This window comes from Streptomyces bluensis, from assembly GCF_014650715.1.
Classification (GTDB): domain Bacteria; phylum Actinomycetota; class Actinomycetes; order Streptomycetales; family Streptomycetaceae; genus Streptomyces; species Streptomyces bluensis.
Genome location: NZ_BMVM01000033.1, coordinates 1 through 12,750, shown reverse-complemented (window position 1 = coordinate 12,750; position 12,750 = coordinate 1). Strand labels below are relative to the sequence as shown.

Sequence of the window (12,750 nt, the reverse complement as noted above, 5' to 3'; positions counted from 1 at the left end):
CCAGGAGCGATCAGCCTTGCGGCTCCAGGTCCTCCTCCTCGAACACCAGCAGCGTCCGTGTGCTGAGCACCTCCGGGATGGCCTGGAGCCGGGTGAGCACCAGCTCGCGCAGCGCGCGGTTGTCCGGGGTGTGCACCAGCAGCAGGACGTCGAAGTCGCCGCCCACCAGGGCGATGTGGGAGGCGCCCGGCAGCTGTCGCAGCTGTTCGCGGACCGTGCGCCAGGAGTTCTGCACGATCTTGAGGGTGATGTAGGCCGAGGTGCCCTGCCCGGCGCGCTCGTGGTTCACGCGCGCCCCGAATCCACGTATCACGCCGTCTTCGAGGAGACGGTTGATACGGGCGTAGGCGTTGGCGCGGGAGACGTGGACGCGCTCGGCGACGGAACGTATCGAGGCGCGGCCGTCCGCCTGGAGCATCTGCAGGATGTCCTGGTCGATGGCGTCCAGCGGGCGAGGGGGAGGCAACGCGGGGCCGTGCTCCGGAGGCTCGGCCATTTGTTCAGGTGCCATGTCCCCCCGCCTCTCTACCATGGACGTAGTGCGTCCATCACAGGCTGTGGAGAACCGTTTGTCCACAGCCTGGCGGTGCCTGTAGCCAAAATGTGCCGACGACCGAACAATCGGTAGGTGAGGCGCGTCACAGCCGAGGCGTGCCCGAGAAGCCACTCCCACGAGGAGGTGCCGTATGACGGTCATGGAGCAGCGGGGCGCGTACCGGCCGACACCGCCGCCCGCCTGGCAGCCCCGCACCGACCCCGGTCCGCTGCTGCCCGACATGCGGCCGTACCGCGTCCTGGGCACCGAGACCGCCGCCCAGGCCGACCCCGCGCTGCTGCGCCGGCTCTACGCGGAACTGGTGCGCGGCCGCCGGTACAACGTGCAGGCCACGGCACTCACCAAGCAGGGCCGGCTCGCCGTCTACCCCTCCAGCACCGGTCAGGAGGCCTGCGAGGTGGCCGCGGCCCTCGTGCTCGAAGAGCGCGACTGGCTCTTCCCCAGCTACCGGGACACCCTCGCCGCCGTCGCCCGCGGCCTCGACCCCGTCCAGGCGCTCACGCTCCTGCGCGGCGACTGGCACACGGGATACGACCCCCACGAGCACCGCGTCGCGCCCCTGTGCACCCCCCTCGCGACCCAACTTCCGCACGCCGTGGGCCTCGCTCACGCCGCCCGCCTCAAGGGCGACGACGTGGTCGCGCTCGCCCTGGTCGGCGACGGCGGCACCAGCGAGGGCGACTTCCACGAGGCGCTGAACTTCGCCGCCGTGTGGCAGGCCCCGGTCGTCTTCCTCGTCCAGAACAACGGCTTCGCGATCTCCGTCCCGCTCGCCAAGCAGACCGCCGCCCCGTCACTGGCCCACAAGGCCGTCGGCTACGGAATGCCCGGCCGCCTGGTCGACGGCAACGACGCGGCGGCCGTGCACGAGGTGCTCAGCGACGCGGTGGCCCACGCGCGCGAGGGCGGCGGACCCACGCTGGTCGAAGCGGTGACGTACCGCATCGACGCCCATACGAACGCCGACGACGCCACCCGCTACCGAGGCGACGCCGAGGTCGACACCTGGCGCGCACACGACCCGATCGCGCTCCTGGAGCACGAGTTGACCGAGCGCGGGCTGCTCGACGAGGACGGGAAGCGGGCCGCTCACGATGCGGCCGAGGCCATGGCGGCCGACCTGCGCGAGCGCATGCACCAGGACCCGGTGCTCGACCCCATGGACCTGTTCGCCCATGTGTACGCCGAGCCCACACCGCAACTGCGGGAGCAGCAGGACCGGTTGCGGGCCGAACTCGCGGCCGGGGCCGAGGCGGACGCGGAAGGGACGGGCCGATGACCACCGTCGCCCTCAGGCCCGCCACCATGGCGCAGGCCCTCACACGCGCGTTGCGGGACGCCATGGCCGCCGACCCGGCGGTCCACGTCCTGGGCGAGGACGTCGGCGCGCTCGGCGGCGTCTTCCGCGTCACCGACGGCCTCGCCGAGGAGTTCGGCGAGGACCGCTGCACGGACACCCCGCTCGCCGAGGCGGGCATCCTCGGCACGGCCGTCGGCATGGCGATGTACGGCCTCAGGCCGGTCGTGGAGATGCAGTTCGACGCGTTCGCCTACCCGGCGTTCGAGCAGCTGATCAGCCACGTCGCACGCATGCGCAACCGCACCCGGGGCACGATGCCGCTGCCGATCACGATCCGCGTCCCCTACGGGGGAGGCATCGGCGGCGTCGAGCACCACAGCGACTCCTCCGAGGCGTACTACATGGCGACCCCGGGGCTCCACGTCGTGACGCCCGCGACCGTCGCCGACGCCTACGGGCTGCTGCGCGCGGCCATCGCGTCCGACGACCCCGTGGTCTTCCTGGAGCCCAAGCGGCTGTACTGGTCGAAGGACTCCTGGAACCCCGAGGACCCGCAGGCGGTCGAGCCCATCGGCCGCGCCGTGGTGCGCCGCACGGGCCGCAGCGCCACGCTGATCACATACGGGCCGTCCGTGCCCGTCTGCCTGGAGGCGGCCGAGGCGGCGCAGGCCGAGGGCTGGGACCTGGAGGTCGTCGACCTGCGCTCCCTGGTGCCCTTCGACGACGACACCGTGGCCGCGTCCGTACGGCGCACCGGGCGCGCCGTGGTCGTCCACGAGTCCGGCGGCTTCGGCGGCCCGGGCGGCGAGATCGCGGCCCGCGTCACAGAGCGCTGCTTCCACCATCTGGAGGCGCCCGTGCTGCGCGTCGCCGGGTTCGACATCCCGTATCCGCCGCCGATGCTGGAGCGGCACCACCTGCCCGGGGTCGACCGGATCCTGGACGCCGTGGAGCGCCTGCAGTGGGAGGCGGAGAGCTGATGACCCAGGTGCTGGAGTTCCGGCTGCCCGACCTCGGTGAGGGACTGACCGAGGCCCAGATCGTCCGCTGGCTGGTGCAGGTCGGGGACGTCGTCGCCGTCGACCAGCCGGTGGTGGAGGTCGAGACGGCCAAGGCCATGGTGGAGGTGCCCTGCCCGTACGGGGGCGTCGTGACCGCCCGCTTCGGCGACGAGGGCACGGAACTGCCCGTAGGGGACCCGCTGTTGACGGTGGCCGTGGGGGCGCCCGCCGAGGGCGACCAGGGCTCCGGCAACGTGCTGGTGGGCTACGGCACGGCGGCGCCCCCGGCGCGGCGCAGGAGGGCGCGGCCCCAGAGCGGAGCCGTGCCGGACACGCCACGTCGGGCTGCCGCGCCCCCAGCCGCTGCGCACACCCCGCCCCCACCCGTGGCCGCCCCGAAGCGCCCCGACGGCCCCGTCCCGGTCATCTCACCGCTCGTGCGCCGGCTCGCCCGGGAGAACGGCCTGGACCTGCGGGAGCTGGCCGGCTCCGGACCCGACGGGCTGATCCTGCGGGCGGACGTGGAACACGCGCTGCGAGCCGCGGCCGCCGCCGCGCCCTCCTCCGCTCCGGCGACAGCGGTCCCGGCAGCGCAGACGGTCTCGCCGCCCACGCGCGCGGAAAGCTTGACGCCCACGCGCGCAGAAAGCCTGGAGAGCGCCGCCGCGCCTGCCGCGGCCGGCACGTCCGCGACCGCCGCCCCCGTTACCCGCATCCCCCTGAAAGGCGTGCGCGGGGCGGTCGCCGACAAGCTCTCCCGCAGTCGGCGCGAGATCCCCGACGCGACCTGCTGGGTGGACGCCGACGCCACGGAGCTCATGCACGCGCGCGCGGCCATGAACGCGGCGGGCGGCCCCAAGATCTCGCTGCTCGCCCTGCTGGCGCGGATCTGCACCGCCGCCCTCGCCCGTTTCCCCGAGCTCAACTCCACCGTCGACATGGCCGCCCGCGAGATCGTCCGCCTCGACCGCGTGCACCTGGGGTTCGCCGCGCAGACCGAACGGGGGCTCGTCGTCCCCGTCGTCCGGGACGCGCACACCCGGGACGCCCAGTCGCTCACCGCGGAGTTCGCCCGGCTGACCGAGGCGGCCCGCACCGGGACGCTCACCCCCCGAGAACTCACCGGCGGGACCTTCACGCTGAACAATTACGGCGTGTTCGGCGTCGACGGCTCCACACCGATCATCAACCACCCCGAGGCGGCCATGCTCGGCGTCGGCCGCATCGTTCCCAAACCCTGGGTGCACCAGGGCGAGCTGGCGGTGCGGCAGGTCGTCCAGCTCTCGCTCACCTTCGATCACCGCGTGTGCGACGGTGGCACGGCGGGCGGTTTCCTGCGGTACGTGGCGGACTGTGTCGAACAGCCGGTGGTGCTCCTGCGTTCCCTGTGATCGCCGTGGCGCGCATACTCGGGGGGTGACCGCGTACGACCCTCCGGGGCAGCCGCAGCCGCAGCCCCGCGCCGCAGCCGCCGACGCGCACGACGCTGCCGGGCCGGTGTACGACGCCGTCGTGCTCGCCGGGGGCGCCGCCCGGCGGCTCGGCGGCGCGGACAAGCCCGGGGTGCGCGTGGGCGGCCGGGCGCTGCTCGACCGGGTGCTGGCCGCATGCGCCGGGAGCGGCACCACGGTGGTCGTGGCCGAACCCCGGCCGACGGCACGGCCGGTGGTGTGGGCCCGCGAGGACCCGCCCGGCGGCGGCCCGCTCGCCGCGCTGGAGGCCGGTCTCCGGCACACCAGAGCGCCGTACGTCGTCGTGCTCTCCGCCGATCTGCCGTTCCTTCAGGAGACGACGGTACGGCGGCTGCTGGACGGCCTGGGAACGCATGGTTCCGAGGGCGTGCTGCTCACCGACCCCGACGGCCGTGACCAGCCCCTCGTCGCCGCGTACCGGGCCGAGGCCCTGCGCCGCGAACTCACCGCGCTCACCGCCGGGCAGGGCGGACTCACCGGTCTGCCCCTGCGGCGGCTCACCGGCGCGCTCGATCTCACCCGTATCGCCGACCCCGTCGCGTCGTTCGACTGTGACACCTGGGAGGACATCGCCGCCGCCCGGGCTCAGATCAGGGAGCATGGGCACGTGTTGGATGAATGGATTTCCGCAGTCAAGGACGAGCTGGGCATCGACCTCGATGTCGACACGGGCACTCTGCTCGATCTCGCTCGCGACGCCGCCCACGGAGTGGCCCGTCCCGCGGCCCCGCTGACCACGTTCCTCGTCGGGTACGCCGCGGCCCGCGCCGAGGGCGGCCCTGAGGCGGTCGCCGAGGCCGCCCGCAAGGCCGCCGCACTGGCCCTCCGCTGGGCGGACGAGAACACGCCCGACGCCGGGCCGGACGCCGGATGACCGCCCAGGACGCCGAGGAACTCGACGTGGAGGAGGCGCTGGCCATGGTCAACGACAGGGGCAGGCGCCGACTCGGCACACCGTCCACCCCGTCGCCGTCCACGCCCGCCGCGCGGACACCGCACTCCGCCGAGGACACCCGTCACCGGGGCACGCCCTGGCCGGAGGCCCGCGCCCTCGCCGAGCGCGCCGCCCGCTCGGTCCGGCGCCGTACCCCCGCCTCCGTCACCCTCGACGCCGCCCTCGGCCTGGTCCTCGCGGCCCCCCTCACGGCCCTCACCGACCTCCCGTCCTTCGACACCTCCGCGATGGACGGCTGGGCGGTCGCGGGCCCCGGCCCCTGGCACGTACGCGAGGACGGCGTGCTGGCCGGGCACGCCCAGCCCGAACCCCTCACCGACGGCGAGGCCGTCCGTATCGCCACCGGCGCCCGCGTCCCCCAGGACAGCACGGCCGTCCTGCGCAGCGAGCACGGCCGCATCGACGACAACGGCCGGCTGTACGCGACCCTCCCGCAAGCTCCCGACGCCGCTCGACCGGGTGGGACCCCCACGGTCGTCCATGGTCAGGACATCCGGCCGCGTGGCCAGGAGTGCCGCAGCGGCGACCAGCTCCTGCCGCTCGGCACCCTGATCACCCCGCCCGTGCTCGGGCTGGCCGCGGCCGCCGGGTACGACACCGTCACCGCCATCCCTCGTCCGAGGGCCGAAGTCCTGGTCCTGGGCGACGAGTTGCTCACCGAAGGCCGTCCGCACGACGGCCTGATCAGGGACGCGCTCGGCCCCATGCTGCCGCCCTGGCTGCGGGCGCTCGGCGCCGAGATCGTGACCGTCCGCAGGATCGGGGACGACGCCGATGCCCTGTACGAGGCCCTGAAGAACTCCCCCGCCGACCTGATCGTCACCACCGGCGGCACGGCCTCGGGGCCCGTCGACCACGTCCACCCCACCCTGCGCCGCCTCGGTGCCGAGCTCCTCGTGGACGGTGTCCAGGTGCGTCCCGGCCACCCGATGCTCCTGGCCAGGACGAGGAAGAACCAGCACCTCGTCGGACTTCCCGGCAACCCCCTCGCGGCCGTCTCCGGGCTGCTCACCCTCGCCGAGCCCCTGCTGCGGACCCTTGCGGGACGCGCCGCCCCGGAGCCGTACGCGCTGCCGCTCCAGGACTCCGTGCACGGCCACCCGCGCGACACCCGGCTCGTCCCGGTCGCCCGGCGCGCCGACCGGGCCGTACCGCTGCACTACAACGGTCCCGCCATGCTGCGCGGTATCGCCACCGCCGACGCCCTGGCCGTCGTACCGCCGGGTGGCGTTCGCACCGGACAGGAGCTGGAGCTCCTCGAACTGCCATGGGCGACTGCGGGAATTCAGGTGTGTTTCACGTGAAACTTCCGGGCCAGGACATGATCGCTCGACGTGCGGACGAGCGGCTCGCGACCCATCAGGTGAAGCTCCCCAGACGGGCTGTCGAGCGCCCGATCCGGCAGGTCGCCAAGCGGCTGGCGATGGCCCTGTTCGTGCTGGTCGCGACCGCCCTCATCGTCTACGCCGACCACGACGGATACAGGGACAACGCCAACGACGGTGTCGACCTCCTCGACTCCTTCTACTACGCGACCGTCACCCTCTCTACGACCGGCTACGGCGACATCACCCCGGTCAGTGACGCCGCCCGGCTCACCAACATCTTCGTGATCACGCCCCTGCGCGTGCTGTTCCTGATCATCCTGGTCGGCACCACGCTTGAGGTCCTCACGGAGCGCACACGTGAGGAATGGCGACAGAACCGCTGGAGGACGGCTTTGAGGGATCACACCGTTGTTGTCGGCTTCGGAACGAAGGGACGGTCGGCGATCCAGACCGTCTGCGCACAGGGGCTGAAGAAGGAACAGGTCGTGATCGTCGACCCCAGCTCCAAGGTGGTCGAGGCGGCAACGGCCCACGGGTACGCGGGGGTGGTGGGAGACGCCACCCGCAGTGATGTGCTCCTACGGGCCGAGGCGCAGAAGGCGCGGCAGATCATCATCGCCACGCAGCGGGACGACACCGCGGTTCTCGCCGTTCTCACGGCCCGGCAGCTCAACCGCTCGGCGAAGATCGTGGTCGCCGTGCGGGAAGAGGAGAACGCGCCGCTGCTGAAGCAGTCCGGGGCCGACATGGTCATCACCAGTGCCAGCGCGGCCGGACGGCTGCTCGGGCTCTCCGTACTCAGCCCCGCCGCGGGCATGGTCATGGAGGACCTCATCCAGCAGGGCAGTGGGCTGGACATCGTCGAACGCCCCGTCATCAAGGCCGAGGTGGGGCTTGGTGTGCGGGAGACCGACGACCTTGTCGTCAGTGTCGTACGAGGCCACCGGGTGCTCGGCTACGACGACCCGTCCGTGGGTGAACTCCAGGTGACGGACCGGCTCATCACCATAGTCCGGGCCACCAAGAGCACCAGGGTCGCGCCGGACAAGCGGCCACTGCCCCAGGACTGACCAGCCCCGGAGCACAGTGAGGGGCGCCCGCGCGAGATCGGCGGGCGCCCCCAGCGCCGTACGGCACCCCCGTGGCCCTACGGCGGCCCCGTAGCCCTACAACACCCCTGTAGCCGTACGGCACCCCGAGGCCATACGGCTACTTGCGGTTGTAGAGCCGCATCGTGATCGGTCCGAAGACCAGCACGAACAGTGCCGACCAGCCCAGCGACCAGGCGATCTCCGCGGTCGGCCAGTCACCCGCCATCAACCCCCGCACCGCCGAGCCCAGATGGGTGATCGGGCTGTTGTTGACGAACGCCTGGAGCCAGCCCGGCATGGTCCTCGGGTCGACGAAGACGTTGGACAGGAAGGTCAGCGGGAAGATCACCATCATGCTGACGCCCATCACGGACTTCTCGGTGCGCAGCATCAGACCGAACATCGTCCAGATCCACGAGAACGCGAACGAGAAGACGAGCAGCAGGGCGATCCCGGCGAGCACGCCCGTGACCCCGCCGTCCGGGCGGTAGCCCAGGATCAGACCGACGGTCAGCATCACCACGGACGCGATCGTGTAGCGCAGGGCGTCGCCCAGCAGATAGCCGACCATCGTCGACGGCCGCCAGATCGGCAGCGAGCGGAACCGGTCGAAGACACCCTTCTCGATGTCCGTGTTGACCGAGACGCCCGTGTACATCGTGATCATCACGACCGACATCACCACGATGCCCGGCAGCAGGAACTGGATGTACTCCCTCGGCGACCCGGCCAGGGCGCCGCCGAAGAGATACGTGAACATCAGCACCATCATGACGGGGAAGACGGTGACGTCGAAGAGCTGCTCCGGCACGTGCTTGATCTTGAGCATGGCCCGCCAGCCGAAGGTCACCGAGGCCGACAGGGCGCTGGGGCGCGGCGGCCGCTCCTTGGCGATCAGCAGCGCGGCCAGCGACTCGGCGCTGACGGGGGCGAGTTCCTTGCTCTCGGTGGGGGTCACGGTGCTCATGCCGCCGCCTCGCCCTTCGTGTCGTGAAGCTCGGTGTCGTCGACCTGATGGCCCTGTCGGCCCTGCGTGCCCTGTGCGTCCCGCGTGCCCTGTGCGTCCCGCGTCCGGGTGTCGTGTCCGGTGAGGGCGAGGAAGACCTCGTCCAGGCTGGGCTGGCCCAGCGAGAAGTCGTCGACGGTGATGCCGACGCGGGTCAGCTCGGCGAGCGCGCGGGCCGCCTGCTCGGCCGCACCCCGCCCGCCCGCCGCGCCCCCGCCCACCCGCGCTGTCAGTGCCACCGGGTCGGGCTCCCGCTGCACCTCGGCGTCGAGCGCCAGCCGCAGTACCTCCTCGGCCTGTGGGCGCTGTGCCGGGTCGCGCAGCCGCAGGTGCACGGAACCGGCCCCGACGGACGCCTTCAGCTCGCCCTTCGTGCCCTCCGCGATCACCCGGCCGCGGTCGATGACGGCGATCCGGGACGCCAGCTGGTCGGCCTCGTCCAGGTACTGGGTGGTCAGCAGTACGGTCGTGCCCTGGGCGACGACCGCGCGCACGATGTCCCACACCTGGTTCCGGCTGCGCGGGTCGAGACCGGTCGTCGGCTCGTCGAGGAAGAGCAGATCGGGCGTGTTGAGGATGGACGCCGCGATGTCGATACGGCGCCGCATGCCGCCCGAGTAGTGCTTGACCTGCTTCGCCGCCGCCTCGGTCAGCCCGAAGGCCTCCAGCAGCTGTTCGCCGCGCTGCCGGGCGGCCTTCTTGTGGTGGCCGAGGAGACGGCCGAGCAGCACCAGGTTCTCGGCGCCGGTGAGGTCCTCGTCCACGGACGCGTACTGGCCCGTCAGGCTGACCCTGCTCCGCACGTCGTCGGCTTCCCGGACGATGTCGTGGCCGAAGACATGGGCCTCGCCGCCGTCGGGGCGCAGCAGGGTGGCGAGCATCTTCACGGTGGTGGTCTTGCCGGCACCGTTCGGGCCGAGGACGCCGTACACCGTGCCGGCCGGCACGGAGAGGTCGACGCCGTCCACGGCACGGGTCTCGCCGAACGTCTTCACCAGACCCGCGGTCTCGATCGCGAGGCCGGACGTCTGTGGGCTCATGTCATGGGGTCCTTCCGCGTTACGGGGCCCGGTTCACGGGTCAGTAGAAGGGGAGACCGCGCGGATCTCCGGAACTCATCGGCGCGGGACCCGTGCGGCCGTACGACTACCGGTCCGTGACCCGGGACGCAGGGCGGCCGGGCGGAGTAGGTTCCCCCTCATGCATGCGATCACGATTCCCGAACCCGGCGGACCCGAGGCCCTGGTGTGGGACGAGGTCCCCGACCCGGAGCCCGGCGAGGGCGAAGTGCTCATCGAGGTGGCGGCAAGCGCCGTGAACCGCGCCGACCTGCTCCAGCGGCTGGGCTACTACGATCCGCCGCCCGGCGCCTCCCCGTATCCCGGCCTGGAGTGCTCAGGGCGGATCGCCGCGCTGGGCCCCGGCGTCTCCGGGTGGGCGGTCGGCGACGAGGTGTGCGCGCTGCTCTCCGGCGGCGGTTACGCGGAGAAGGTCGCCGTACCCGCCGGTCAGCTCCTGCCCGTGCCCACCGGGCTCGACGTCCGGCAGGCGGCCGCGCTGCCCGAGGTCGCCTGCACCGTCTGGTCGAACGTCTTCATGATCGCCCACCTCCGCCCCGGCGAGACCCTCCTCGTGCACGGCGGCTCCAGCGGTATCGGCACGATGGCGATCCAGCTCGCCAAGGCGGTCGGTGCGAAGGTCGCCGTCACGGCGGGCAGCAAGGAGAAGCTGGACCACTGCGCCGCGCTGGGCGCGGACATCCTCGTCAACTACCGCGAGCAGGACTTCGTCGAGGAGATCAAGCGGGCCACGGACGGCGCGGGCGCGGACGTCATCCTCGACATCATGGGCGCCAAGTACCTCGAACGGAACGTGAACGCCCTCGCCGTCAACGGCCGCCTCGCGATCATCGGCCTACAGGGCGGAGCCAAGGGCGAGTTGAACATCGGTGTGCTCCTCGGCAAGCGGGCAGCGATCAGCGCGACCAGCCTGCGGGCCCGCCCGGCCGACGAGAAGACCGCCATCGTCGCGGCCGTACGGGAACACGTGTGGCCGCTCGTCGCCGCCGGCCACGTACGTCCGGTCATCGACCGCGAGGTGCCGATGAGTGAGGCGGCCGCGGCCCACCACGTGCTGGAGGAGAGCGGGCACGTCGGGAAGGTGCTGCTGGTGGCGCCGTAGGTCCTCAGGCCCTGGCAGCGGCCTGGGGAGCCTCACGGCCGTCGTACGCGCAGGCCGACGAAGGCCAGCCCCAGGCCGAGCCCGATGAGGATCAGGCCCCCGCCGAGCGGGAGGGCCCGCCCCCCGGGTCCCTCGACGGCGTCCCGCCGGGTGACACCGGAGAACGGACGGTCGGGGGTGCCCGACTGCCGAGGCTCATCGGGGGTGTCGGGTCCGCCTGTGGGCCGGCCGGGCTCCGGGTGCGCGGGACGCGTGCCCGAACCCGGCGGATCTGTGCGCGAACCCGGATCCGTGTCCGTGTCCGGGGCCGTGGCGGTCGCCTTGTCCGTCGGACCGTCCGCCGCCGTCTCGCTGGGCTCGGGGTCCACATCGGCCCGCCCCGGCCGTTCCCGCCCCTCGCCCGCGCTGCTGCCCGCGCGGGACTCCTCGGCGCGGGGGGTGGGCCCGGCGGCGTACGGGGGAGGCGCGATGTCTACCGGCGGCACCAGAGCCGTCACGACCGGGGCCGTCACGACGGGGGCCGCCGGGACCATGAGCGCCAGGGCCGTCAGACACCGGACCGTGAGGAATGGAGCCACGTCGGTGCTCCCTTCCCGGTGCGAAAGGGCGTGGACAGTGACAAAAGCGTCACATACCGCAACCTTCTCGGCATCCCGGGCGGCCTGGTAACCGCGGGGGTGGCGCCCCCCCCCGCGACACCGTGGACCAGCCGGGTCAAGGGGAGCAGGAACGGTGCGAGAGAATAGCGCCATGGAGATGCCGAGGAACGAAAGGTCGCCCGAGAACCCACAGATCCTGGTCGTCGGCCAGGACGGTATGGCTCTGGGCGGCGGAGGAGACGACGACTCCCGCGAGGTTCCGGTGACGGAGCAGGTGGAGCAGCCTGCGAAGGTCATGCGCATCGGAAGCATGATCAAGCAGCTTCTGGAGGAGGTGCGGGCGGCACCCCTCGACGAGGCGAGCCGGGCCCGCCTCAAGGAGATCCACGCCAGCTCGGTGAAGGAGCTGGAGGACGGGCTGGCTCCCGAGCTCGTCGAGGAACTGGAGCGGCTCTCCCTGCCCTTCATGGACGAGGCGATCCCCAGCGACTCGGAACTGCGGATCGCGCAGGCGCAGCTGGTCGGCTGGCTCGAAGGGCTGTTCCACGGGATCCAGACGACGCTGTTCGCGCAGCAGATGGCCGCGCGGGCTCAGCTGGAGCAGATGCGTCGCGCCCTCCCGCCCGGCGTCGGCGGCGAGGGCGGCCTTGAGGAGCCACGCACGGGCGGGCCGTACCTCTAGGCCGACAGCACCTAGTAGTGCTTGGTCAGGTTCGTTTGCTGGTGGCGTGTCCGTTTGAGGGGGTGTGTCGTTGACCGGGTGTGATGGGCGGGGAGTTGGCTGCGGTCCGGTGTGATCTGGAGGACTTCGCGGCGGAGATGTTCGAGCCGTTCGCGCGGGCGGATCAGCGTCGGTGGGGCGAGGTCTATCTGCGGGGACTGTTGCTGGACGGGCGGCGTAAGTCGGTGGAGCCGATGGCCGCCCGGCTGGGTGAGGACGGCAACCGGCAAGCCCTGGCCCACTTCATCACCTCCAGCCCCTGGGATGCGGCGCACGTGCGGGCCCGTCTGGCGTGGCGGATGCAGCAGGTGATCAAGCCGACCGCGCTGATCATCGATGACACCGGCTTCCTCAAGGACGGGGATGCCTCGGCGTGCGTGGCCAGGCAGTACACCGGCACCGCGGGCAAGGTCACCAACTGCCAGGCCGGAGTCTCGCTGCACCTGGCTTCCGATAGTGCCTCGGCGGCCGTCGACTGGCGCCTGTTCCTGCCCGAGAGCTGGGATCCCGCCTCGCCGAAGGCCGATGCGGCCAAGGTGG

13 protein-coding genes are annotated in these 12,750 nt (G+C 72.2%); 9 read left to right on the top strand and 4 right to left on the bottom strand.

The annotated features are described in order from the left end of the window. Positions 1-10: 10 nt before the first annotated feature. On the bottom strand, positions 11-496 hold the full coding sequence (locus IE262_RS38330; protein WP_134038645.1) for an Lrp/AsnC family transcriptional regulator: 486 nt from the start codon (positions 494-496) through the stop codon (positions 11-13). A gap of 190 nt (positions 497-686) precedes the next feature. Here IE262_RS38330 and pdhA point away from each other — a divergent pair, with 190 nt between their 5' ends. The 6 genes from pdhA to IE262_RS38300 are packed head-to-tail and all read left to right on the top strand — an operon-like array spanning position 687 to position 7,682. After that, the gene (gene pdhA, locus IE262_RS38325) at positions 687-1,835 is read left to right on the top strand and encodes a pyruvate dehydrogenase (acetyl-transferring) E1 component subunit alpha (RefSeq protein WP_189880224.1); all 1,149 of its coding nucleotides are present in this window, start codon (positions 687-689) and stop codon (positions 1,833-1,835) included. Next, positions 1,832-2,836 (top strand): alpha-ketoacid dehydrogenase subunit beta, encoded by a 1,005-nt coding sequence (locus IE262_RS38320; RefSeq protein WP_189880222.1) that lies wholly within the window; start codon positions 1,832-1,834, stop codon positions 2,834-2,836. The genes pdhA and IE262_RS38320 overlap by 4 nt, the downstream gene beginning before the upstream one ends. Next, a complete protein-coding gene (locus IE262_RS38315) occupies positions 2,836-4,248 on the top strand; it encodes a dihydrolipoamide acetyltransferase family protein (RefSeq protein WP_189880220.1) in 1,413 nt (470 codons plus the stop codon). Before IE262_RS38320 ends, IE262_RS38315 begins: the two co-directional genes overlap by 1 nt. Before the next feature lie 25 nt (positions 4,249-4,273). After that, positions 4,274-5,203: an NTP transferase domain-containing protein gene (locus tag IE262_RS38310; RefSeq protein ID WP_189880218.1), complete on the top strand. Its 930-nt coding sequence runs from the start codon at positions 4,274-4,276 to the stop codon at positions 5,201-5,203. Further along, positions 5,200-6,588: a molybdopterin molybdotransferase MoeA gene (locus tag IE262_RS38305; RefSeq protein ID WP_189880216.1), complete on the top strand. Its 1,389-nt coding sequence runs from the start codon at positions 5,200-5,202 to the stop codon at positions 6,586-6,588. Before IE262_RS38310 ends, IE262_RS38305 begins: the two co-directional genes overlap by 4 nt. Then, entirely contained in the window at positions 6,585-7,682 is a 1,098-nt protein-coding gene (locus tag IE262_RS38300; RefSeq protein ID WP_134038344.1) for a potassium channel family protein, read from the top strand. The genes IE262_RS38305 and IE262_RS38300 overlap by 4 nt, the downstream gene beginning before the upstream one ends. A 139-nt stretch (positions 7,683-7,821) precedes the next feature. Here IE262_RS38300 and IE262_RS38295 read toward each other — a convergent pair whose 3' ends face one another. Next, entirely contained in the window at positions 7,822-8,670 is an 849-nt protein-coding gene (locus tag IE262_RS38295) for an ABC transporter permease (protein ID WP_134038349.1), read from the bottom strand. Then, positions 8,667-9,749 carry an ATP-binding cassette domain-containing protein gene (locus IE262_RS38290; protein ID WP_229877962.1) on the bottom strand — a complete coding sequence of 361 codons (1,083 nt, stop codon included), beginning with the start codon at positions 9,747-9,749 and terminating at the stop codon, positions 8,667-8,669. Before IE262_RS38290 ends, IE262_RS38295 begins: the two co-directional genes overlap by 4 nt. A 160-nt stretch (positions 9,750-9,909) precedes the next feature. Here IE262_RS38290 and IE262_RS38285 point away from each other — a divergent pair, with 160 nt between their 5' ends. After that, positions 9,910-10,890 carry an NAD(P)H-quinone oxidoreductase gene (locus IE262_RS38285; RefSeq protein WP_189880214.1) on the top strand — a complete coding sequence of 327 codons (981 nt, stop codon included), beginning with the start codon at positions 9,910-9,912 and terminating at the stop codon, positions 10,888-10,890. A 32-nt stretch (positions 10,891-10,922) separates the two neighbouring features. On the opposite strand, the gene IE262_RS38280 is transcribed toward IE262_RS38285, so the two are convergent. Further along, positions 10,923-11,468, bottom strand: coding sequence for a prolipoprotein diacylglyceryl transferase (locus IE262_RS38280; protein ID WP_189880283.1), 546 nt, complete (start codon positions 11,466-11,468; stop codon positions 10,923-10,925). Positions 11,469-11,640: 172 nt separating this feature from the next. Here IE262_RS38280 and IE262_RS38275 point away from each other — a divergent pair, with 172 nt between their 5' ends. Both IE262_RS38275 and IE262_RS38270 read left to right on the top strand, forming a co-directional pair. Beyond that, complete coding sequence (locus IE262_RS38275) at positions 11,641-12,171, top strand: bacterial proteasome activator family protein (RefSeq protein WP_134038358.1); 531 nt, start codon at positions 11,641-11,643, stop codon at positions 12,169-12,171. A gap of 83 nt (positions 12,172-12,254) precedes the next feature. Next, a partial coding sequence (locus IE262_RS38270) for an IS701 family transposase (protein WP_373305235.1) occupies positions 12,255-12,750 on the top strand: 496 nt, incomplete at its 3' end.

What these genes read in the sequence shown, in the direction of transcription:
- IE262_RS38330 (WP_134038645.1), bottom strand. Translation starts at nt 496, where the DNA reads ATGGCCGAGCCTCCGGAGCACGGCCCCGCGTTGCCTCCCCCTCGCCCG.
- pdhA (WP_189880224.1), top strand. Translation starts at nt 687, where the DNA reads ATGACGGTCATGGAGCAGCGGGGCGCGTACCGGCCGACACCGCCGCCC.
- IE262_RS38320 (WP_189880222.1), top strand. Translation starts at nt 1,832, where the DNA reads ATGACCACCGTCGCCCTCAGGCCCGCCACCATGGCGCAGGCCCTCACA.
- IE262_RS38315 (WP_189880220.1), top strand. Translation starts at nt 2,836, where the DNA reads ATGACCCAGGTGCTGGAGTTCCGGCTGCCCGACCTCGGTGAGGGACTG.
- IE262_RS38305 (WP_189880216.1), top strand. Translation starts at nt 5,200, where the DNA reads ATGACCGCCCAGGACGCCGAGGAACTCGACGTGGAGGAGGCGCTGGCC.
- IE262_RS38295 (WP_134038349.1), bottom strand. Translation starts at nt 8,670, where the DNA reads ATGAGCACCGTGACCCCCACCGAGAGCAAGGAACTCGCCCCCGTCAGC.
- IE262_RS38290 (WP_229877962.1), bottom strand. Translation starts at nt 9,749, where the DNA reads ATGAGCCCACAGACGTCCGGCCTCGCGATCGAGACCGCGGGTCTGGTG.
- IE262_RS38285 (WP_189880214.1), top strand. Translation starts at nt 9,910, where the DNA reads ATGCATGCGATCACGATTCCCGAACCCGGCGGACCCGAGGCCCTGGTG.
- IE262_RS38275 (WP_134038358.1), top strand. Translation starts at nt 11,641, where the DNA reads ATGGAGATGCCGAGGAACGAAAGGTCGCCCGAGAACCCACAGATCCTG.